At 74.8% G+C, this 20,585-nt stretch carries 18 protein-coding genes; 11 read left to right on the forward strand and 7 right to left on the reverse strand.

Annotation, left to right across the window (positions count from 1 at the left end; genetic code table 11):
• Positions 1–54 precede the first annotated feature (54 nt).
• The 3 genes from ACFC2L_RS06095 to ACFC2L_RS06105 all read left to right on the forward strand — a co-directional run bounded on the left by ACFC2L_RS06095 (position 55) and on the right by ACFC2L_RS06105 (position 2,569).
• Positions 55–1,107: an ATP-binding cassette domain-containing protein gene (locus ACFC2L_RS06095; protein WP_375823393.1), complete on the forward strand. Its 1,053-nt coding sequence runs from the start codon at positions 55–57 to the stop codon at positions 1,105–1,107.
• A complete protein-coding gene (locus ACFC2L_RS06100; RefSeq protein WP_375823394.1) occupies positions 1,104–1,955 on the forward strand; it encodes an ABC transporter permease in 852 nt (283 codons plus the stop codon). Before ACFC2L_RS06095 ends, ACFC2L_RS06100 begins: the two co-directional genes overlap by 4 nt.
• Positions 1,956–2,101: 146 nt before the next feature.
• Positions 2,102–2,569: a hypothetical protein gene (locus ACFC2L_RS06105; protein WP_375823395.1), complete on the forward strand. Its 468-nt coding sequence runs from the start codon at positions 2,102–2,104 to the stop codon at positions 2,567–2,569.
• On the opposite strand, the gene ACFC2L_RS06110 is transcribed toward ACFC2L_RS06105, so the two are convergent.
• Both ACFC2L_RS06110 and ACFC2L_RS06115 read right to left on the reverse strand, forming a co-directional pair.
• Positions 2,566–3,420 carry a hypothetical protein gene (locus ACFC2L_RS06110; protein ID WP_375823396.1) on the reverse strand — a complete coding sequence of 285 codons (855 nt, stop codon included), beginning with the start codon at positions 3,418–3,420 and terminating at the stop codon, positions 2,566–2,568. The genes ACFC2L_RS06105 and ACFC2L_RS06110 overlap by 4 nt on opposite strands.
• 272 nt (positions 3,421–3,692) lie before the next feature.
• Positions 3,693–5,720, reverse strand: coding sequence for a hypothetical protein (locus ACFC2L_RS06115; protein WP_375823397.1), 2,028 nt, complete (start codon positions 5,718–5,720; stop codon positions 3,693–3,695).
• Between the two features lie 428 nt (positions 5,721–6,148).
• Here ACFC2L_RS06115 and ACFC2L_RS06120 point away from each other — a divergent pair, with 428 nt between their 5' ends.
• Positions 6,149–9,223 carry an esterase-like activity of phytase family protein gene (locus tag ACFC2L_RS06120; protein ID WP_375823398.1) on the forward strand — a complete coding sequence of 1,025 codons (3,075 nt, stop codon included), beginning with the start codon at positions 6,149–6,151 and terminating at the stop codon, positions 9,221–9,223.
• Between the two features lie 90 nt (positions 9,224–9,313).
• Here the strand turns inward: ACFC2L_RS06120 and ACFC2L_RS06125 are convergent, their stop codons facing one another.
• From ACFC2L_RS06125 to ACFC2L_RS06135, 3 genes are all read right to left on the reverse strand, one after another.
• Complete coding sequence (locus ACFC2L_RS06125; protein ID WP_375823399.1) at positions 9,314–9,532, reverse strand: PspC domain-containing protein; 219 nt, start codon at positions 9,530–9,532, stop codon at positions 9,314–9,316.
• Between the two features lie 91 nt (positions 9,533–9,623).
• The gene (locus ACFC2L_RS06130; RefSeq protein ID WP_375823400.1) at positions 9,624–10,160 is read right to left on the reverse strand and encodes an O-acetyl-ADP-ribose deacetylase; all 537 of its coding nucleotides are present in this window, start codon (positions 10,158–10,160) and stop codon (positions 9,624–9,626) included.
• 102 nt (positions 10,161–10,262) lie between these two features.
• Positions 10,263–11,471 carry a beta-ketoacyl-[acyl-carrier-protein] synthase family protein gene (locus ACFC2L_RS06135; RefSeq protein WP_375823401.1) on the reverse strand — a complete coding sequence of 403 codons (1,209 nt, stop codon included), beginning with the start codon at positions 11,469–11,471 and terminating at the stop codon, positions 10,263–10,265.
• 217 nt (positions 11,472–11,688) lie between these two features.
• Between ACFC2L_RS06135 and ACFC2L_RS06140 the strand changes: the two genes are divergently transcribed.
• Complete coding sequence (locus ACFC2L_RS06140; RefSeq protein ID WP_375823402.1) at positions 11,689–12,201, forward strand: hypothetical protein; 513 nt, start codon at positions 11,689–11,691, stop codon at positions 12,199–12,201.
• A 9-nt stretch (positions 12,202–12,210) separates the two neighbouring features.
• Here ACFC2L_RS06140 and ACFC2L_RS06145 read toward each other — a convergent pair whose 3' ends face one another.
• The gene (locus ACFC2L_RS06145) at positions 12,211–13,305 is read right to left on the reverse strand and encodes an amidohydrolase family protein (protein WP_375823403.1); all 1,095 of its coding nucleotides are present in this window, start codon (positions 13,303–13,305) and stop codon (positions 12,211–12,213) included.
• 195 nt (positions 13,306–13,500) lie between these two features.
• Between ACFC2L_RS06145 and ACFC2L_RS06150 the strand changes: the two genes are divergently transcribed.
• The 6 genes from ACFC2L_RS06150 (at position 13,501) to ACFC2L_RS06175 (ending at position 19,607) form a co-directional block, all read left to right on the forward strand.
• Positions 13,501–14,388 (forward strand): SIS domain-containing protein, encoded by an 888-nt coding sequence (locus ACFC2L_RS06150; protein ID WP_375823404.1) that lies wholly within the window; start codon positions 13,501–13,503, stop codon positions 14,386–14,388.
• Between the two features lie 129 nt (positions 14,389–14,517).
• Positions 14,518–15,816: an ABC transporter substrate-binding protein gene (locus ACFC2L_RS06155; RefSeq protein WP_375823405.1), complete on the forward strand. Its 1,299-nt coding sequence runs from the start codon at positions 14,518–14,520 to the stop codon at positions 15,814–15,816.
• Positions 15,817–15,827: 11 nt separating this feature from the next.
• A complete protein-coding gene (locus ACFC2L_RS06160) occupies positions 15,828–16,733 on the forward strand; it encodes a carbohydrate ABC transporter permease (protein WP_375823406.1) in 906 nt (301 codons plus the stop codon).
• On the forward strand, positions 16,733–17,674 hold the full coding sequence (locus ACFC2L_RS06165) for a carbohydrate ABC transporter permease (RefSeq protein ID WP_375823407.1): 942 nt from the start codon (positions 16,733–16,735) through the stop codon (positions 17,672–17,674). Before ACFC2L_RS06160 ends, ACFC2L_RS06165 begins: the two co-directional genes overlap by 1 nt.
• Positions 17,671–18,675, forward strand: coding sequence for a carbohydrate kinase family protein (locus tag ACFC2L_RS06170; RefSeq protein ID WP_375823408.1), 1,005 nt, complete (start codon positions 17,671–17,673; stop codon positions 18,673–18,675). Before ACFC2L_RS06165 ends, ACFC2L_RS06170 begins: the two co-directional genes overlap by 4 nt.
• Positions 18,672–19,607, forward strand: coding sequence for a 1-phosphofructokinase family hexose kinase (locus ACFC2L_RS06175; protein ID WP_375823409.1), 936 nt, complete (start codon positions 18,672–18,674; stop codon positions 19,605–19,607). Before ACFC2L_RS06170 ends, ACFC2L_RS06175 begins: the two co-directional genes overlap by 4 nt.
• Before the next feature lie 13 nt (positions 19,608–19,620).
• Here the strand turns inward: ACFC2L_RS06175 and ACFC2L_RS06180 are convergent, their stop codons facing one another.
• A complete protein-coding gene (locus ACFC2L_RS06180) occupies positions 19,621–20,478 on the reverse strand; it encodes a DeoR/GlpR family DNA-binding transcription regulator (protein WP_375823410.1) in 858 nt (285 codons plus the stop codon).
• Between the last annotated feature and the right edge of the window lie 107 nt (positions 20,479–20,585).

The raw sequence follows: 20,585 nt of genomic DNA on the forward strand, positions 1-20,585 counted from the left end.
CGCATAAACAGTTTCGATCTCACGCGGTTCTGCCGCCCGAACCCTGGAGGCCACATGCCCGCACCGGACGTGCTCGTGCACGCCGACGGCCTGCGCAAGAGCTACGGGACCCCACGTCGGCCCGTGCGCGTGCTCGACGGCGTCGACCTCACGCTGCACCGCGGCGAGGTCCTCGCCCTGCTCGGCCCCAACGGGGCGGGGAAGACCACCACGGTCCGCATCCTCGCCACGCTCCTGCGCCCCGACGGTGGCACGGCGACGGTCGCGGGCCACGACGTCGTACGCGACGCCGCGCGCGTGCGCGGGCTCATCAGCCTCACCGGCCAGTACGCGGCGGTCGACGAGAAGCAGACGGGCCGCGAGAACCTCACGATGATGGGTCGCCTCGCGCACCTGCCCCGCCGGGCCGCGCGCGGCCGGGTCGACGGGCTGCTCGACGCGTTCGACCTCGCCGCGGCCGCCGACCGTCGGGTCGGCACCTACTCCGGCGGCATGCGCCGTCGGCTCGACCTCGCGGCCGGGCTCCTCACCCGCCCCCAGGTCATGTTCCTCGACGAGCCGACGACGGGCCTCGACCCGCGCAGCCGCCAGACGATGTGGGAGGTGATCCGCGGCGTCGTCGCCGACGGCACGAGCCTGTTCCTCACGACGCAGTACCTCGAGGAGGCCGACCAGCTCGCCGACCGTGTCGCGCTCGTCGACGACGGCCGCGTCGTCGCCGAGGGGTCCCCGTCCGACCTCAAGCGCCGCGTCGGCGACGCGAGCGTCGAGCTCACGTTCACCACGCCTGAGGAGGCCGCGCGGGTCGGTTCCGCGCAGACCGTGGTGGCCTCGGCGCCTTCGCAGCCCCCCACCCCCGGTCCCGACCGCGCGGACTCTCGTCCGACCGCCCTGCGCGTCCCGACCGACGGGTCGGTCGAGCACGTGCGCGACGTCCTCGCCGCGGTGGCGGCGACCGGCGTCGAGCCCGTGCGGTGGGAGGTGCGCGAGCCGACGCTCGACGACGTGTTCCTCACCCTGACGGGCCACGCTGCGCGGACCCGAGACCGGGACCGCGGCACGACCGAGGCTGACCACGAGGCCGATCGCGAGGAGACCGCAGCATGACCGCCCAGACCGCCGCTGCGCCGTCGGGCACGACGCCGCGCCTCCCCGCCCCCTCGGCCCGGCCGGGCCGCCACGTGCTCGCCGACGCCGGGACGATGGTGGCGCGCTCGCTGCGGCTCGTGCGCCGCGAGCCGGACGAGCTGGTCCTCGCGCTCGTGCTGCCCGTGATGCTCATGATCCTGTTCGTGTACGTGTTCGGCGGCGCGATGAGCGTCGGCACGGACTACGTCACGTACGCGACACCGGGGATCATCCTGCTCTGCGCGGGGTACGGGGCGTCGAACACGGCGATCGCCGTGGAGCAGGACATGTCCGGCGGCATCATGGACCGCTTCCGGTCGATGCCGATCGCGAGCTGGACGGTGCTCGTGGGGCACGTCGTGGCGAGCGTCGTGAAGAACCTCGTGACGACGGCCGTCGTGCTGGGCGTCGCGTTCCTCATCGGCTTCCGGCCCGACGCGGACGCGCTCGAGTGGCTCGGTGCGGTCGGGGTCGTCGCCGCGTACGTGCTCGCGATCACGAGCGTCGCGGCCGTCGTGGGCGTGCTCGTGCGCTCGCCCGCGGCGGCCGGGGGGTTCAGCTTCTTCATGCTGTTCCTGCCGTACGTGTCGAGCGCGTTCGTGCCGCCGGAGACCATGCCGTCGTGGCTGCGCGGGTTCGCGGAGCACCAGCCCGTCACGCCGGTGATCGAGACGATCCGCGGCCTGCTCGTCGGCATGGACTCGACGGGCGCACCGGTCACGGACCTGGGGCCGACGGCGGTCCTCGCCCTCGCGTGGTGCGCCGGCCTGGTCCTGGTGTTCCTCGGCGGGGCGGCGGTCGTGTTCGCCCGGCGGCGTCGGCAGTAGGCGTGGGCCGACGGTCGTCGCGGCGGTGCCGCGCAGGACGGTAGGGTCGGCGACCGACCGGTGGAGGAAGCCCTGGGGGCTGAGGGGAGGCCCGCGGTGACGGACGGACGGACGGAGCGCGCGGCGCTCTGCGGGACGGTCCTCCGGTGAGCGGGGAGACCGACCTGGGCGGCATCCCGCCGGTCGTCCTGGTGGTGGCGGTCGCGGTCGTCACGCTCGTGCTCTGGGTCCTCGTGCTCGTGTTCTTCCTGTACCGGAGCAGGGTCGCGGGGACGTACCGCCGCGGTCTGCGCGGCACGGCGGTCGTCGTGCAGGTCGTGCCCACGCCCCTGCTCAACCGACGCTCGGTCGTCGAGCACCCCACCGAGATGATCGTCCTGGCGACCCGCGACCGTCCACGCGGCGTGCGTCCCGAGCAGAAGGTGCCCGCGGGGCAGTACCGGCCGGGTCAGGTCGTCCCGGTCGTCCAGCGCGCGGGCGACCCCGACTCGGTCCGGCTCGACCGCCCCGACCTGGAGTCGTCCGACCTCTCGCGGTGGGGGCTCGGCGCGATGCTCGTGGCCCTGCCGGTGATCGCCGTCCGGGGCGTGCTGGGCGTGCTGGGCGGCAGCTAGCGGCGACCCGTCCGCGCCGGGTCACGGGAACCGTCGTCCGGCGTGGTCGACGCGTGCTCGTCGTCGACGTGCCGTGCTGCCGAGGGTGCGGCGAGCCGCACGGCGAGCGGGACGACGGCCTGCACGGCGACGCTCGTGGCGAGGGCGATCCCGAAGGCGGGGGCGACGCCGAGCCGGTCCACGAGCAGCGCGACGAGGAGGCAGAACACCGCGAACCCGGTGAGCCCGGCCAGCAGCCCGCGCAGGAGGCGGACGGTCTCGGCCGACCCGCGCTGCGCCAGGGCGAAGGCCGCGACCACGCTCGACGCGATCGGGAACGGCGCGAGCACGCCCGTCGTCGCCGGCCCGAGCGCGCCCGACGCGGTGGTGACGGCGAGGACGAGCGCCGCCGTCGTCGCAGCGCGGGCGGGAAGGTCCCACCAGGGCGACGGGACGGACGACGGCGGAGGGCCCGGCGCGTCGGGCGGCATGACGCGGGACGCGCCCCAGAACGTCGCGAGCGCCACCACGAACGCGATCCCGGCGGGCAGCGTCAGCCGGGCGAGCGCGACGTCCGCCGCGAGGCACGCGGCCCACGACGCCGCGAGCGCACCGAGCCAGCCCGTCCGGCGCGAGCACCAGCCGAACACCACGGCGAACAGCGCGAGGGACGTGAGGCCGAGGAGCGCCGAGGAGGCGGCGGCGGCGCCGAACGCGGTGCCGTGGTCGAGCGTGGTGATGAGCAGGATCGGTCCGGCCACGACGGGCAGCCCGACGAGCACGCCGGTGAGCCGGGATCCCCAGCGCCGCCCGGCGAGCGTGGACGCGACCACCAGGGCGGGCGCCAGCACGAGCTTGAGGAGCAGCGTCACGCGGTCACGGTAGCCCGTGCGCGTCGGGTGACCCGTGCCGGTCCGGTGGCCCGTGGCGGTCCGGTGGCCCGTGGCGGTCCGGTGGCTCGCGCCGGGTCCGCGGCGGGAGATCGACCCGGGTCCGCGGTCGGTGCGCACGAAGAAGGGCGGCGGTCCCGGAGTCCTGTCCACCGGGACCGCCGCCCGCGAGGGCGACACCGTCGACGTGAAGCCGCCCTCGAGCCGAGGGCCGCGCGGTGAGGAGGGGCCGCCCGGCCGTGCGCGACGGTCGGTCAGACCGCCGCGAGCCGACGGCGCAGCCCGAGCCCGACGCCCGCGACGCCCGCGAGCACGGACCCGCCGACGAGCGCCGACATGCCGAGCGATACCCGTCCGACGGGGCTGTTCTCGACGCTGTCCCTGAGCTCCGTCGTGCCGTCGGAGAGGGTCACCGTGCCGTCGGAGAGCGCCGCCGCGCCGTCCGCGATGCGGGTGCTGCCGTCGTGCAGGTCCGACGCCCCGGCGGAGAGCGTCGTCGTCCCGGCGTGCAGGGTCGCCGAGCCCTCCGCGAGCGCGGCGTTGCCCGCCGCGAGGGTCGTCGCGCCGGTGGACAGCGTCGTGAGCCCGTCCTGCAGGCGCAGCGTCCCGTCCTCCAGGCGGGTCGTCCCGGCGAACAGGTCGCCCGCGCCCGTGCGCAGCCGTACTGTTCCGGCGGAGAGGTCGGCGGCGCCCGTGGCGGCCTTGGTCGTCCCGGCCCGGAGGTCGGCGGCGCCGGTGGCGAGGTCGGACGTGCCGGTCGCGAGCTCGGAGGTCTTCGTCGCGAGGAACGCGCTGCCGCCGCTCACGCGCGCGGCGCCCGCGGCGAGGTCGGCGTTGCCGTCCGCGACCTGCGAGGCGCCGGCGCTGAGCTCGCCGACCTTCCCGTGGAGCGTCGCGGCACCCGTCTCGAGCTCGCCGATCTTGCCGTCCAGGGTCGTCGCGCCGGTGGCCAGCGCGTCGATGCCGCCCGCGAGCTGGACGTCGATGCCGGTCCGGAGCTGCTGGACCCCCGCTGCGAGGCCCGGCTGCGCGGGGGTGCCCTCGCCGAGTCCCGCGCGGAGCCGCGCGAGCCCCGTGGTGAGCCCGGGCCGTTCCGGGGTGCCGGCCCCGAGGCCGGCGGAGAGCCGGTCGATGCCGGCGGTGACGTCGGCCGCGCCCGCGGAGAGCCCGCCCGCGCCCGACGCCAGTCGTCCCGCGCCGCCCGCGATCTGCGCGGACGCGCCGGGAGCCGACTCGGTGCCGTTGCCCAGCGCGCGGAGGTTCGCGGCGATCGTCCCCAGGGTCTCCGGGGTCGCCGCGACCTCTCCGCGCGCGATCTTGTCCAGCTGTGCCGCCAGGCCGTCCAGGTTGGTCCCGACGGTCACGGCCGAGCGCTGGAGCTCGCCGGCGAAGCCCTGCAGCTCGTCGGCGCCTCCGCCGAGGGCGACCGCACCGCCGCGCACCTGGGCCGCTCCTCCCTGCAGCTGGTCGACCCCGGCCTGGATCGTGCCGACCGCGCCGTCTGCCGCGGCGACCCCACCGGCCAGTCGCGCCGCGCCGCCGGAGAGCTGCGCCTGGCCCTGGTCGAGGGCCTGGACCCCTGCGCCGAGGCTCTCGCGCACACCTGTCCGGAGCTCGGTCGTCCCCGCGGCGAGGGTGCCGGCCCCCGTCGCGAGCCGACCGGCACCGGACGCGAGGTCGGCGGAGCCGTTCGCGGCGCGCGCGGCCCCGGCGCTGAGGTCGCCGGCGCCCGCGCTGAGGTCGCCCGCTCCCGCGGCGATCTGCGACGCGCCGTCGGCGGCGCGCGTGCTGCCCGCCGCGAGGCGCGCAGCCCCGGCGTCGAGGTCCTTGCTGCCCGTGGCGAGGCGCGCAGCCCCGGCGTCGAGGTCCTTGCTGCCCGCGGCGAGGCGGGCCGCTCCGGCGTTCAGCTCGTCCGCACCGGCGGCGAGCTCGGTCGCGCCCTCGAGCGCGGTGGTGCCGCCCGCCGCGAGCCGGGCCGCGCCGTCGGACGCCTGCTGCGCCCCGGCGACGAGGTCGCCGGCGCCGTCCTCCAGGTCGCCGGCCCCGTCGGCGAGGCGCTGGGCGCCGTCCTGCGCCTCGGCGGTGCCGTCGGCGAGCGTCGACGCGCCGTCCGAGAGCTGGGCCGCGCCGTCGTCGAGGCGGGTGGCGCCGTCGGCGACCTTGCCGTTGTACACGAGCAGGAACGCGATCAGGCCGGCCACCGCGAGGGCGAGCACGGCGAGCGCGACGGACGTGAGGACCGTGTGCGTGCGCGACGGTCGGGGAGAGGCGTGCTGTGTCATCGGTCGTCCTTCCTCGCGCCCGGCGTCGTCGCGGGGCGGTCGGCAGTGGGGGAGAAGACAAGCGGGGGAGGGCGTGGCGCGGAGAGAGGCGGGTCGTGTGCTCACCCGGCGTGAGAGTGCGCCGGGGCCGCGCCCGCCAACATTGGTGGGACGTGGAGTAGCAGGTAAATCTCGAAAGACGCTAGCAACCGGCGGGACGGGGTGGACAGCGAGTACTAGGTACTTCCGCCGTCACGATTCGGTCACGGGGCCGAAGTATCAGGTACTCCACCGCGGAACCTGTTGCTCGGGGCACATGGACGGCCTCCGGCGGCCCGCGCGCGCCGGTGCGCACTGTTCATCCACCGGTCACCCGGCGGTCCCGGGACGGTCGTCGTCGCGCCACCGCGGGACACCAGCCTCTGCTCGACCCTCGTCGAAGGAGAGACATGTCCACCATCCCTGAGCGGGCCCCGCAGCGGAAGGTGACGCGCACCCCCGTGCGCGTCCCGGCCCGCCGCACGCGCCTCGCAGCGCTCGTCGCCACGGGCGCGACGCTCACCCTGGGCCTGGGCGCGCTGCCCGCCCTCGCGGCGGCTCCCGCGCACCCGGCCGGGGCGGCATCGGCCCCGACGACGGCGCTCGGCCTCGCGGCGGAAGCCGCCTGGACGGCGCCCGCCGCGGACGAGACGTTCCACCGTCTCGCCACGTACCCCGTGTTCCAGAACCGCCCGGCCGGCGAGGACGCCGCTGCCGAGACGGTCGCCGAGATCTCGGCGGTGAGCGAGGACGGGCGCACGGTCGTCCACACGGACGCGCTCGCGCGCCGCATCGGCTTCCTCGACATCACCGACCCGAGCGCGCCGCAGGGCCTCGGCACGCTGAGCCTCGCCGAGCTCGGCTCGGAGCACGACGAGCCGACGTCGGTCGCGGTCGTCGGCGGGTACGTCCTCGTCGTCGTGGACACGTCGGTGAGCTTCACGGAGCCGAGCGGGCGCCTCGACGTCGTCGACCTCGCGACGCGCGAGCGCGTGCGGTCGCTCGACCTCGGCGGCCAGCCCGACTCGATCGCCGTCACGCCCGACGGCTCGCACGCCGTCGTCGCGATCGAGAACCAGCGTGACGAGGAGGCGACGCCCGAGGGCGGTGCCGGCGGAGGCGACGAGGGCGACCTCCCGCAGCTCCCCGGCGGCTTCCTCCAGATCCTCGACCTGCCGGGCGACGACCCGGCCGCCTGGTCGACCCGCGCCGTCTCCTTCCTCGACGAGGCCGGTGCGCCGCTCCCGGTCGTCGCGGCCGCCAGCCTCGACACCCCGCAGGACCCCGAGCCCGAGTACGTCGCGGTCAACCCCGCGGGCACGAAGGTCGCGGTGACGCTCCAGGAGAACAACGGGGTCGCCGTCGTCGACATCGCCACGGGCGAGGTCGAGAACGTCTTCTCCGCGGGCGCGGTGGCCGTGTCCGGGATCGACGTGAAGAAGGACGGCGTGATCGACCAGACCGGGTCGATCCCGGCGACGCCGCGCGAGCCCGACGCGATCGGCTGGCTCGACGACGCGCACGTCGCGACCGCGAACGAGGGCGACTGGAAGGGCGGGTCGCGCGGCTGGTCGGTGTTCGACGCCGCGTCGGGCGAGGTCGTGTGGGACGCGGGCGCGGAGCTCGAGCGCCTCGCCGTCCGCGTCGGCCTGCACACCGAGGACCGCGCCGCGAAGAAGGGCGTCGAGCCCGAGGGGCTGACCGTCGCGACGCTCGGCGGGACGCGCTACGCGTTCGTCGGCTCGGAGCGCTCGAACTTCGTGGCCGTCTACGACGTCTCCGCCCCGAGCGCCCCGCGGTTCGTCCAGGTGCTCGCGACGACCAACGGCCCCGAGGGCCTGCTCGTCGTCCCGCAGCGCGACCTGCTCGTCGTGTCGAGCGAGGAGGACGACGCCGGGGTGGGCGTGCGGTCGGCCGTCACGGTGTTCGGGCGCGGTGCGCAGTGGGCCGACGGCGCGGGGACGCCGCAGTTCCCGAGCGTCGTCTCCGCGGACGCGACCGAGGGCCCGCAGGCCGGCGCCCCGATCGGCTGGGGCGCGCTCGGCGCGCTGACCGCGGACCCGATCGATCCCCAGCGCCTGTGGACGGCGACCGACGCCGCGTACTCCACGACGCAGCTCCTGTCTCTCGACGTGCGCGGCTTCGGCCAGGGCTCCCCGGCGGTCATCGACCGGACCGTGACCCTCACGCGCGACGGCGCCCCGGTGGGCCTCGACGTCGAGGGCGTCGCGGCGCGCGCCGACGGCGGGTTCTGGCTCGGCGTCGAGGGCGCGAAGGGCGGGGAGAACGCGATCGTGCGCGTCGACGCGGCGGGCGCGGTCGTCGAGTCGGTCGCGCTCCCCGAGGGCGTCGCCGCGGGTCTCGGCAAGCAGGGCATCGAGGGCGTCGCGGTCGCCCCGGCGGTCTCGACGGCCGACGGGACTGCGGGGACGGGCGAGCAGGTGTGGGTCGCGCTCCAGCGCGGCCTGACGACCGACGAGGGCGGCACGGCGGGCACCGCGCGCCTGGGCCGCTACGACGTCGCGTCGGGCACGTGGGACTGGTTCGCGTACCCGCTCGAGCAGACCACGACGGGCGGCGACTGGATGGGCCTGAGCGAGGTGACCGTCGTCGACCACGACACGCTCGCCGTGATCGAGCGCGACAAGCTCAACGGCCCCGCCGCCACGGTCAAGCGCGTCTACGCGGTCGACGTGCCGGACGTCGCCGTCGGGGCCGCGTCCACGACCCCCGTCGCCGTGACCAAGACGCTCGCGTACGACGTCCTGCCCGACCTGCGCGCCACGAACGGCTGGACGCAGGAGAAGCTCGAGGGCCTCACGATCGGCGGCGACGGCACCGTCTGGGCGATCACCGACAACGACGGCCTTGCCGACGCGACGGGCGAGACGGTGCTCCTGCGCCTCGGCGCCGCGAGCGACGTCTTCGAGGGTCACCTCGACGGCGAGAACCCGGGTGGCCCGGGCGAGCCCGGCGAGACGCCCGGCGCGGGCGAGCAGCCGCCGTCGACCCCGCTCCACACGGTCGACGCCGACGACCTCACCGACGCGAACCACGGCGGCGTCACCCTCTCCCCGGCGCGGGTCCGCGCGGGCGAGCAGGTCACCGCGACGGCCGCGGGCTTCGCGCCCGGCGAGTGGGTCTCCGCGACCCTCTTCTCCACGCCGGCGGACCTCGGGATGTACCGTGCCGACGCCTCGGGCACGCTCACGGCGACCGTGACCGTCCCGGCCGACGCCGCGGCGGGCGTGCACCGGTTCGCGGTCGTCGGGCAGGTGGACGGACGCGTCCTGTGGACGGAGCTCGAGGTGCTCGGGGCGGACGGCACGGCCGGAGGGTCCGACGGCGCGGGGTCGGGCCGTCCCGACGGTCTCGCCACGACCGGCGCGCACGTCGGCGCCCTGGTGGGCCTCGCCGTCGTGCTGGTCGCCGGCGGCGCGACGATCGTCGTCGCCCGGCGCCGCATGCGCGGCCTCCCGGGCTGACGGCCCCGGCCCCACGCCGAACCCGGGGTTGCGGGCGGTCTCGAGCCCGAGATCGCCCGCAACCCCGGGTTCGGCGGCGAGAGGGTGGGCTCAGTCGCGGTCGTTCGGCATGAGGGCCCAGAGGATCAGGTAGGCGACGACCTGCGGGCCGGGGAGCAGGATCGAGACCGCGGCGACGATGCGCACGACGGTCGGGTCCCAGCCGAAGCGGCGCGCGATCCCTGCGCACACGCCCGCGATCATGCGACCGTGGCGCGGCCGGGACAGGGTCGGCCGGAAGGAGGCTGCGGAGGCGTCGAAGGTGCTCATACCTCGACGGTAGGAGCGCGGGTGCGGCGTCGGTATCGGGATGTCCCCCGAACCGACCCTGATCCTCGCGCCGGCGACCCTGAGCCCGGGCTCAGCGTCCGAGCGCTGCCTCGAACGCTGCCAGCGCGCGCGGCGACGCGAGCGCGAAGGTCACGGCGGCGACCCCGGTGCCGGAGTCGGTGCCCGCCCCGGCGCCCGACCAGCCGCGGACGGCCTCGACCGCGACGCGCGCGACGTCGTCGACGTCCCAGCCGTAGACACCCGCGCTCACGGCGGGGAAGGCGACGGTCGCGGCGCCGAGGCCCGCGGCGACGTCGAGCGACCGCGTGAAGCACGACGCGAGGAGCGCGGGGTCGGTCTGGCCGCGGTGCCGGTCCGGCCCGACGGTGTGGACCACCCAGCGGGCGGGGAGGTCGTAGGCGCCGGTGGCGACGGCGTCGCCGACGGGCAGGCCGTCGGGGAGGGTCGTGCGCCGGATGCGGCGGCACTCCTCCAGGAGCCGGGGCCCTGCCGCGGCGTGGATCGCGCCGTCGACACCCCCGCCGCCGAGGAGCGTCGAGTTCGCGGCGTTGACGATGGCGTCGACGGTGAGCGTCGTGATGTCGGCGAGCCGGGCGTCGAGGTCCATGTCCCCATCCTCGCGCGAGCACGGCGTTGCTCGCCGTCGAGCACGAGGTTCTTCGCGTTCTGGCGCCGAGAACGACAGCGACCTCGTTCTCGGGCCGAGGGGTCAGTCGCGCGAGACGACGACGCTCGCGCTGTGGCCGCCGAAGCCGAACGCGTTGACCAGCGCGTGGCGGGCGGTCGTGTCCCGGGCGGCACCCCGCACGACGTCGAGGTCGATCGCCGGGTCGAGCGCGTCGAGGTTGAGCGTGGGCGGCACCCGGCCGTCGCGCACGGCGAGCAGCGCGACGAGGACTCCCAGCGCGCCGGAGGCACCGAGCAGGTGGCCCGTCGCGCCCTTGGTGCTCGTCACGGGCGGGGGCATGCCGAGCGCCGCGTGCAGGGCGTCGGACTCGTTGACGTCGCCCACGGGGGTCGACGTCGCGTGCGCGTGGACGAGGCCGACGTCGGCGGGGGAGAGGCCCGCGGCGCGCAGGGCCATCCCGATCGTCCGGGCCTGGTTCTCCGGGTCCCCGCCGACGATGTCGAACGCGTCCGAGGTCAGCGCGGCCCCGGCGACGACGCCGTGCACCGCAGCGCCGCGCGCCCGCGCGTGCTCCTCGCTCTCGAGGACGAGGAGCGTCGCCCCCTCGCCCATGACGAAGCCGTCCCGGTGGACGTCGAACGGGCGCGACGCGCGCTCGGGCTCGTCGTTGCGGGTCGACATGGCGCGCGCCGCCGCGAACGCGGCGAGGGAGAACGGCCGGACGCCCGCCTCCACACCCCCGCACACGACGACGTCCGCCGACCCGGCGAGGATCATCTCCCGGCCCATCGTGATCGCCTCGGACCCCGCGGCGCACGCGCTGATCGGTGCGCGCGCCCCGGCCTTGGCGCCCAGGTCGATCGAGAGCCACGCCGCCGGCCCGTTGGCCATGAGCATGGTGACCGTGTGCGGCGAGACGCGCCGGGGCCCCTGCTCGTCGAGCACGTGGGACTGGTCGAGCGTCGTCGCGATGCCGCCGTTCGCGGACCCGACGACGACCGCGAGGCGCGTGGGATCGACGTCGGGCGTCCCTGCGGAGGCCCAGGCCTCGCGGCCCGCGACGAGCGTCAGCTGCTCGGCCCGGTCCGTGCGGCGCGCCTCGCGCACGGCGAGCCCCTCCGCGAACGCGTCGTCCACCCGCGCCGCGATGCGCACGGGCAGGTCGGCGGCCCAGTCGTCCTTGATGGCGTGCACCCCGGGCTCGCCGCGCAGCAGCGCGTCCCAGGTGCTCGCCGCGGTGAGCCCGACCGGGGTCACCGCCCCGTAGCCCGTGACGACGGCTCGTGTCATGGTGTCCCCCTACCTGCGGGCGTCGCCTCGTCGGACGACGGTTGTGGTCGATGGGTCCCATTTCAAGACATCCGTATGGGGTTTGTCTTGTCCGACAGTGTGACAGTGCGCACGCTGTCACTCACCACGAGTAAAGCGGCGGGTCGTCACCCCGGCCACGGCAGGCCCGCACGGTCGCGCCCGGTCGCCACGCATTCGGGACATGAAGGAGGACCGCGTGGCACGTACGGGGAGAGTGGTCGGGGCCGAGCGGGTCGCCCTGCTGCGCGTGCTCGACCAGCCGGAAGACCTGGGGGCCGGCGACGTCCGGACCCACGAGATGCTCGTGATCGAGCTGACCGACGCCACGGACGGAGACCCCGTGCCGACGTGGTCCCTCACCGTCGCGCAGACCTGTGCCCTGCGCGCCGACCTCGGCGGGCTCAGCACCGCGACGCTCACGCTCGACCCGGAGCACCCGCCGGTGCCTGACGCGCACGAGGTGCACCTGCTCGTCACGGAGATGGCGTGCAACAGCGGACAGGACGCCGAGGGGCGGGTGCGGCTCTCCGACCTCGCGGTGCGCGACGACGCGATCGCCGTGACGGTCGGCGTCGAGCCGCGCACCGGCGAGGCGGACTGCCCGTCGAACCCGCCGACGCCGTTCGTCGTCGAGCTCGACGAACCGCTGAGCGACCGCGTCGTGCTCGACGCGTCGGTGCACCCGGCGCGGGAGGTCGTGCTGCCCTGACCCGGGAGGTCAGGACCCGTCGAGCTTCAGCACCCGGCACGCGTTCCCCGCGTAGAGCGCCGGCAGAAGGTGCGCCGGGAGGTCCGCGCCCGAGATGGCCCACCGACCCTGCGGCGGAACGGGGTCGCCGGGGGCGTAGGAGAAGTGCTCGTCGGCCGTCTCGAGGAACCGGAAGTGCGTCTCGAGCTGCTCGCGAGACAACGGGAACGCGTCGGTGCCGAACAGGACCCGGTCGGGGAAGTCCTCGACGAGCCGGCGGAAGCGCCGTGGCTGACGCCCGAGCTCGCCCAGCCGGCCCGCGACGTCGACGACGAGGTTCGGTGCGGACCGCAGGAGCCGTGAGACGTGGTCGAGGTCCTCGGCGACGCAGCCCACGTGCGCGCCGACGTAGGTGGTCCCCGGCGTCGCGACGAGCAGGCGTTCGAACGCGTCGAGCAGGTGATCGAACGACGGGAACCGGGACCGGTCGGCGAACGACCACGACGGCTGCGCGGAGAGCTCGTCGATGCGCTCGTTGTACCGGTCCAGCGGGTCGAAGAACGCCTTCGGGTCGGCGACGTGGATCAGGACGGGCAGCCCGAGCTCGCCCGCGAGCGCGAGCGTCTCGACGACGCGAGGGTCGTCGGGCGCGACGAGGGCGCCGTCGGGGCCGGTGACGGTCAGGCCGAGGTTCTTCCACACCTTGAGGCCGCGCGCCCCGCGCGCCGCGGCGTCGCGGAGTTGCCGCTGCACCTCGCGCTCGCCGCCCGCGTGGGCGAGCGCCCCCCAGTCGACCTGGCAGAAGGTGAGGAACCGGCCCGGGTGCGCGCGGTCGTACCGGTCGAGGTTGGCCTCGAGCTCGTCGCCCCACAGGCCGTCGAGGTTGACGACCGTGCGCACGTTCGTGCGGTCGAGCAGGTCGAGCAGCGCGGGGACGTCCGGCGCGCACCAGTCGGCGGTGAGCCAGCGGCCCAGGTGGTTGTGGACGTCGACGGCGGCCACCGCGGCCCGGGTGACGTCGGTCCGGGGGAGCCGCACGCGGGCACGCGGCTCCCAGTCGGCGAGCCGCAGGCCGGGTACGGGCGGCACCGGGGGCGGGGTGGCGTGATGGAGAGGATCGGTCACGTCCTCGAGCATCTGCCCCGCGCGCGCAGATTTCACGGATGTTACGCGAACCGATCATTCATAGTGAGTGAATGTGCCACTCTGCGTGACTATCGCGCAGACGATGAGCAGGATCTTGGGCATCGGGTCCGCGCCGTGCGGCACCCACCACCGCTGGACCCGGGGTCACGACCCCGCCGACGACAGGACAAGCACGTGAGCCCGAGCGCCGTCACCGAGCGAGAGATCCACAGCCAGCCCGACGTGTGGGCCAAGGCCCTCGCGGGCGGACCCGCCACCGGCTCCGTGCTCGGCGCGCCCGGCGAGCGCGTCCTCGTGCTCGGGTGCGGGACGAGCGCGTTCGTCGCCGAGGCGATCGCGGTCCTCCGTGAGGACGCGGGCCTCGGCGAGACCGACGCCGCGTACGCGTCGGAGTGGCACCCGACGCGTCCCTACGACCGCGTGGTCGTCATCAGCCGCTCGGGGACCACGAGCGAGTGCCTCGAGGCGCTCGCGGCCGTCCCCGCAGGAACGCGCACCGCTGCGGTCGTCGGGGTCGCAGGTACGCCCGTCGCCCTCGCGGCGGACGACGTCCTCGTGCTCGACCTCGCGGACGAGGAGTCGGTCGTCCAGACGCGGTTCCCGACCTCCGTGCTCGCCGTCGCCCGCCAGGCGTTCGGCGAGGACCTCTCCGACCTCGTCGAGCAGGCCGAGCAGGCGCTCGCGACGCCGCTGCCCGTCGAGCCGGGCGCGTTCGAGCACTTCGTGTTCCTCGGCCGCTCGTGGGCCTACGGCCTCGCGCAGGAGGCGGCGCTGAAGATCCGCGAGGCGGCGCAGGCGTGGTCCGAGTCCTACCCCGCGCTCGACTACCGGCACGGGCCGGTCGCCGTCGCCACCGACGCGACGCTCGTCATCCTGCTGGGCGACGACGACCCGGCGCTCGCCGAGGACGTGCGGCGCACCGGCGCGACCGTCGTGCACCTCGAGGGGGACCCGCTCGTCCAGCTCGTGCAGTGCCAGCGCCTCGCCGTCGCCCTTGCCACCGACCGCGGCCTCGACGCGGACGCGCCGCGCCACCTCACCCGCTCCGTCGTCCTCGGCTGAGGACGACCCGCGACAGCCCGTCAACGACGGGGACGCAGTACCCGGACACTCGACGAAGAGACCGCCCAAGAGACAAGGCCGACAATGTTCCGTCATCCCACCCGCCGCCGTCCCGACCGTCCTCTCACCGTGGCCCGGGGAGCCGCCGGAGCGGTCGTCGTCTCCGGCGCGCTGCTGCTCGCGGCGTGCTCGTCCGGGACCCAGGGCGCCACGACCCTCGACCCCGAGGCCGACGTCACGCTCACGTGGTGGACCGGCCAGGCCGACCAGGCCCAGACCATCCTCACGGGCCTCGCCGAGGAGTTCGAGGAGCTCCACCCCAACGTGACGATCGAGGTGTCGTCGGGCGCGCCGTCGACGGAGGACCTGCTGCAGAAGCTGTCGTCCTCGTTCGCGGGCGGCACCTACCCGGACATCTCCTACGCGTTCGGCTCCTGGGCGAGCGAGCTCGCCGAGTCGGAGCGCACGCTCGACATCACCGACCAGGTGAGCGACCCCGACGTCGGCTGGGACGAGTTCTCCGGCGCCGCTCGCGCCACCGCCCAGCCGGACGGCGAGACGACGATCGGCTTCCCGGCCGTCGTCGACAACCTCTCGCTCCTGTACAACAAGACGGTGTTCGACGCCGCCGGCGTGGACTACCCGACCGAGGACTGGACGTGGGACGACTTCCGCGCCGCGGCGAAGGAGCTCACGGACCCCTCGACGAGCACGTACGGCTACGCCTACGGGGTCTCCGGCTCCGAGGAGACGACGTGGCAGTTCTGGCCGCACTTGTGGCAGCGGAGCGGGGAGATCCTCGACGAGTCCGGCACGACCGCGACGTTCGACTCCGACGCCGGCGTGGACGCGCTGACGTTCCTGCGCGACATGGCCGTCGAGGACGGGTCGGTCTACCTCGACCAGACCGACACCAAGTTCACGCAGATCTTCGCGAGCGACCAGATCGGCATGGTCACGTCCGGGCCGTGGACGCTGTACGACCTCCAGGTCGCGGGCACGCAGTACGGCGTCGTCCCCTTGCCGGCCTACGACGGCGAGCACACGACGATCTCCGGCGCCGACCTCTGGGTCCTGTTCGACCACCAGGACGCGAACCGTGAGCACTGGTCGTACGAGTTCACGAGGTGGCTGACCGACCCCGAGCAGGACGTGCGCTGGAACGTCGTCTACGGCAACCTCCCGCTGCGCGAGAGCGAGATCGACTCGCCGGAGTTCCAGGCACAGGTCGCGGCGATGCCCGGCCTGGACGTCATGGCGCAGAACAGCGAGAACGCGACGATCCCTCGACCGACCGTGCCGGGGTACGTGAACCTCTCCGAGGCGGTCGGCACGGCGGTCTCGGAGGTCCTCCAGGGCAAGGGAGAACCGCGCGAGGCGCTCGAGCGGGCCGCCGACCGATCGGACGAAGCGCTGGCGGACCAGTGACGCCGACGATCGTGCCCACCCCCGTCCGGCGGGCCCCGCGGCGCCGCCGGACGGGGGAGGCGCTCGCCGGGTGGGGCTTCGTCACCCCGGCGACCCTGCTCGTCGTCGGTCTGTCGATCTTCCCCGCGGTCTGGGCGTTCCTGCTGTCGTTGCAGGACTGGAACGGCTTCTCCACCCCGGAACCGGTGGGCGCGGACAACTACCGGCGCATGCTGACCGACGCCGAGCTGGGAGCCGCGGTGGGGCACACGCTCCTGTACACCGCGCTGTTCGTCCCGGCGTCGCTCTTCCTCGGGCTCGGACTCGCGGTCGCGCTCAACCGCCGGCTCGTCCTGGTCGGGGTCTACCGCACCCTCGTGTTCCTGCCGTTCGTGGTCTCCGCGGCGGCCACCGGCATCCTCACGACCTACCTGTTCAACCCGCAGTTCGGGTTCGTGAACAACGTGCTGCGCGTCCTCGGCCTCCCGCAGCAGGGCTGGCTCGAGGACCCGTCACAGGCGATGGTCGTCATCACGATCATGTCGTTGTGGGGCCAGGCCGCGTTCACGACCGTCATCTACCTCGCCGCGCTCCAGGACATCCCGGTCGAGCTCGCGGAGGCCGCCCGCGTGGACGGCGCGAACCGGTGGCAGTCGTTCTGGCACGTGACGTTCCCCCAGCTCGCCCCGGTCACGGTGTTCGTCGCCATCTGGCAGACGATCCAGGCGATCCAGCTCTTCGACCTCGTCTACACGACGACGCGCGGCGGCCCGCTCGGGTCGACCGAGACGGTCGTGTACTACCTGTGGAAGGCGGCGTTCAAGGAGCTCGAGTTCGGGTACGCGTCAGCCGTGGCGTACGGGCTGTTCGCCGTGACCCTGCTCATCACCATCGCCGTGACGCTCTACTCCCGCCGCACGAAGGTTGGTGGACTCTGATGTCGACGACCGTTCCCGGACCTGCCGCCTACGCCACGACTCCCGGCGGACCGCAGGCGGCGCCGCCCGGCGCCCCGGACGGCCCGCTCCCCGCCGCCACCACCGCCACCCCTGCACCGCGGCGCCGGCGGCGACGCGCCTGGCTGTGGCACCTGCTGCTCGTCCCCGTCGCCGCGCTGTTCGCGACGCCGTTCGTGCAGATGTTCCTCACGTCGCTCACGCCCGAGGCGGAGATCAACCGGTTCCCTCCGCGGTTCTGGCCCTCGCAGCTCACGCTCGACGGCTACGTCAAGCTCTTCACCGAGACCGACGTGCTGCGCTGGACGACGAACACCGTCCTCGTCTCGGTCGTCGCCGTCGCGTCGCACATCGTGCTGTGCTCGCTCGCCGGGTACGGGTTCGCACGCCTCAAGTTCCCGGGCCGCACGTTCGGGTTCCTCGCGATCATGGCGACGATCATGATCCCGACCCAGCTCCTCATGGTCCCGACGTACGTCCTCTTCGCGCGCATCGGCATCATCGACACGCTCGCCGCCGCGATGGTCCCGTGGCTCGCGTCGGCGTTCGGGATCTTCCTCATGCGCCAGTTCTTCCTGTCGCTCCCGCCCGAGCTCGAGGAGGCGGCCGTCCTCGACGGGTGCTCCCGGCTCGCGACGTTCTGGCGGATCATCCTCCCGCTCGCGCGGCCCGCGCTCGCGACGCTCGCGATCTTCACGCTGCTCGGCTCGTGGAACGACCTCGTCTGGCCGCTCATCGCGATCAACGACCCGTCGTCGTTCACGCTCCAGCTCGGGATCACGAACTTCCAGGGCGCGCGCCGGACCGACTGGTCGCTGCTCATGGCGAGCAACGTCGTCGCGACCCTGCCGCTGGTGCTGTTCTTCCTGTTCGCCCAGCGCCAGTTCATCGCCACCATGACCTTCACCGGAGTCAAGGGATGACCACGCCCTACACCCTGCCCGACGGACCCGACCGGACGACTGCACGACCCGTCGTCGTGGTCGGCGACGCGAACGTCGACCTCGTGCTGCGTGGCGACGTCGTCCCGCGCTTCGGCCAGGCCGAGCAGCTCGCCGACTCCGGCGACCTCGTCCTCGGCGGCTCGGCCAGCATCGCGGCGGCCGGCGTCGCGCGCCTCGGGGTGCCGACGACGCTCGTCGCGCGCGTCGGCGCGGACACGTTCGGCACCTTCACGCTCGACGCGCTGCGCGCCGCCGGGGTGGACGTGTCCGCCGTCGACGTCGCCCACGACGAGCCGACAGGGCTCTCGGTCATCCTCTCCACGCCCGACGACCGGGCGATCCTCACGGTCCCCGGCACGATCCCGACCCTCGCCGGCTCCCACACGCTCGCCGTGCTCGACGGCTGGCACGGGCCGCTCGGCGTCGTGCACGTCGCGTCGTACTTCCTCCAGCCGCGTCTCGCCGCGGACCTGCCCGCGGTCCTCGCGTCCGCACGCGAGCGGGGGTGGACGACGAGCCTCGACACGAACTGGGACCCCGCCGAGCGCTGGACCGGGCTCGCAGACCTGCTGCCCCACGTGGACGTGCTGCTGCCGAACCGCAACGAGCTGCGCGCCGTCGCCGCCGCCCTGGGCGCCCGCTCGCCGGAGGGGTCGGCGGACGAGCCCGACGTCGCGCTCGCCCGGGCGGTCGCCGCGCGCGGCCCGCGCGTGGTCGTCAAGGACGGTGCGCGCGGTGGGTGGTCGGTGGGTCGGGTCGGGGAGGTGGTCCGTGCACCGGGTCTCGCCGTCGACGTCGTCGACACGACCGGCGCCGGTGACAGCTTCGACGCCGGCTACCTCGCGGCCCTCGCGCACGGGGTCGCGGACGAGGCCGAGCGGGTGCGCTGGGCGGCCTGCGCCGGCTCGTTGTCCACGCTCGGCCCGGGCGGCACCGGAGCACAGGCCTCGCTCGCCGTGCTCCGGGCCGCGCTCGCATGATCTCCGCGCTCGCCCTCAGCCCCTCGCTCGACGTCACGTACGTCGTCGACGCGCTCGAGGGGATCCAGCGCCCGCGCGAGGTCCGACGTGTCGGCGGGGGAAAGGCGCTCAACGCGGTCCGGGCCGCGGCGTCGCTCGGCGCCCGCACGACCGCCGTCGCGGTCCTCGCCGGGGGGTCGGGCGAGGACGTCGCGGCCGGGGCGAGAGCCGACGGTGTGGACCTGCACGTCGTGACGGGAGAGCACCCGACGCGCACGTGCGTCTCGGTCCTGGCCGCGGGCACCGGTGCGCTCACCGAGATCTACGAGCGCGCCGTCCCCGTCGGGCCGGACACCCTCGACCGCGTCGTCGGGCTCGCGCTCGACCTCGCCACGCGCGAGGGCGGGTGGTGGCTGCTGTCCGGCGGCCTCCCCGGCACCATCGCGCCGAGCATGGTCGGCACCGTCGTCGGTCGGCTGCGGGCGGCGGGTGCCCGCGTGGCGGTGGACAGCCACGGCCCGGCGCTCGCGGGCGCCGTGGGCGAGGGGCCGGACCTGGTCAAGGTGAACCGGGGCGAGGCGGCGGAGCTGCTGGGCGTCCCCGAGGACACGCCGGGTCCAGTGCTCGTCACCGGGCTCCGCGACCGGTCGGGCGGCCTCGTGGTCGTCACCGACGGCGCGGAGGGGGCGTGGGCGAGCGACGGCACGAGCGTCCTGCGCGTGCGGCTCGAGGGCAACGTCGGCCGCTTCCCGGTGGGGAGCGGCGACTCGTTCCTGGGCGGGATGCTCGTCGCGCTCGACGCGGGGGCGTCCCTCGCCGAGGCGGTGGCGCTCGGTGCCGCCGCGGGCACGGCCAACGCCCAGGTCCCCGGTGCGGCCGTCCTGGACGCGGACCTGGCCCGCCGTCTCGTCGGCGAGGTCACGGTCGAGACCGTGGCGCTCCCGGTGCCGTAGACCCGCTGCGGGGTCAGCGCTGCGCGGTCGGCCCCTCGGTCGGCCGCACGGCCGCGACCGGACCGTCGTCGGGCACGACCTGGACGTCGACGCCGACCGCGGCGATCGCGTCGAGCGCGGCCGGGTCGGCGGACGAGTCCGTCACGAGCACGTCGATCTCCTCGAGGTCCGCCATCTTGGCCAGCGTCACGCGCCCCACCTTCGAGCCGTCCGCGACCACGACGACGCGCTCGGCGTGCGCGACCATCGCGTGGTTGGTGCGCGCCTCCGTCTCGTCGTGCGTCGTCGCGCCGCCGCGCACGCTGATGCCGTCCGTGCCCAGGAACGCGGTGCCGACGTTGATCGCGTTGAACGTGTGCTCGGCGAGCACGCCGACGGCCTCCAGCGAGCTCGACCGGACGAACCCGCCGGTCATGATGACCTGCAGGTTGCTGCGCGCGGCGAGCTCGGTCGCCGTCGTCAGGGCGTTCGTGGCGATCGCGAGGTCGGGTCGCGTCGCCAGGGCGCGCGCGACGGCCGCCGCCGTCGTGCCGCCGCTGATCGCGACGGAGTAGCGTCCCGGCGGGAGCAGCCCGGCGGCGTGCTGCGCGATGCGCAGCTTCGCCTCGCGGAACCGGGAGTCGCGCAGGAGCACCGGGACCTCCGTCGTGGGGTCGAGGGCGCGCACCCCGCCGTGCGTGCGCAGCACGAGGCCCTGCTCCTCCATGTCCGCGAGGTCGCGCCGCATCGTGGCCGAGGAGACGCCGAGCTCACGGACCAGCTCCGTGAGGCGCGCCGTGCCGTGCTCGTTGACGTACGTCAACGCCCGCATCATGCGGTCGCTGCGCTTGTGGGAGATCGCGCGGGGCGCGGCGTCGGGTGCGACGGACATGCGCTTCCTTCCGGCGGTTGCGGGGCGGGTGTCCGACGCTCTCGGCAGCGGACGAGGCAAATCGCTCAGTCAGAGTGAGTGTTATCAGCGAAATCTGATCGTATTCT

The organism is Cellulosimicrobium sp. NPDC055967, from assembly GCF_042269845.1.
Lineage (GTDB): Bacteria > Actinomycetota > Actinomycetes > Actinomycetales > Cellulomonadaceae > Cellulosimicrobium.